The organism is Streptomyces sparsus (assembly GCF_054776295.1).
The window spans coordinates 1-642 of sequence record NZ_BAAHCA010001609.1 but is presented as its reverse complement, the minus strand read 5'-3'; the positions used below and the strand labels follow the sequence as shown (position 1 = coordinate 642).

The window sequence follows — 642 nt, the reverse complement described above, 5'->3', positions numbered from 1 at the left end:
GGCCCGCGCGGTGGCCTGCTCCCACTCCGAGCGGGCCGCCCTGGCGTCCAGCAGCGCCTCCCTGACCTGCCGGGGGCGGGCCTTCGCCGGCCGGTCCCAGGTGTGCACCACGGCTGCCGCGTAGTGGCAGTTGGCGGCCAGCCAGTCCGCGAGCCGGTCCCGCAGCCGCGGCGTCTCCCAGGCCGGGAAGACCGGGTAGGACAGCAGTGCCAGGGCGCCGCCGACCAGCGTCAGTTCGATGCGTTCCGGCACGATCCGCCCCCACTCCTGGCCGACCACACCGAGCAGGAAGACGACGTAGGCGCTGGTGCAGGCGGAGACCACGGTGTAGCCGGTCCGCATCAGCAGGTACAGGGCGAAGACGGAGACCACGGCGAGCGCCGCGCTGAGGTACGGGTCGGGGCGGAGCAGTGCCAGGACGGCACCGGCCACCAACACGCCCGCGACGGTGCCGACCAGGCGGGCGCTGCCGCGTTCGAAGGTCTGGGAGAAGTCCGGGCGGAGCACCATGACCACGGTCAGCGCGACCCAGTAGCCGTGTTCGGGCGCCAGCCGGGCGCCGAGCAACTGGCCGACGGGCACCACCGCGGCGAGCCCCAGCGCGTGCCGCAGGACCGCGGAGTCGGCGCGCAGCTCCCGGCG

1 protein-coding gene is annotated in these 642 nt (G+C 74.9%); it reads right to left on the bottom strand.

The features are described 5' to 3' along the window. A partial coding sequence (locus ACYVE9_RS29905; protein WP_461030996.1) for an FUSC family protein occupies window positions 1-642 on the bottom strand: 642 nt, incomplete at both ends.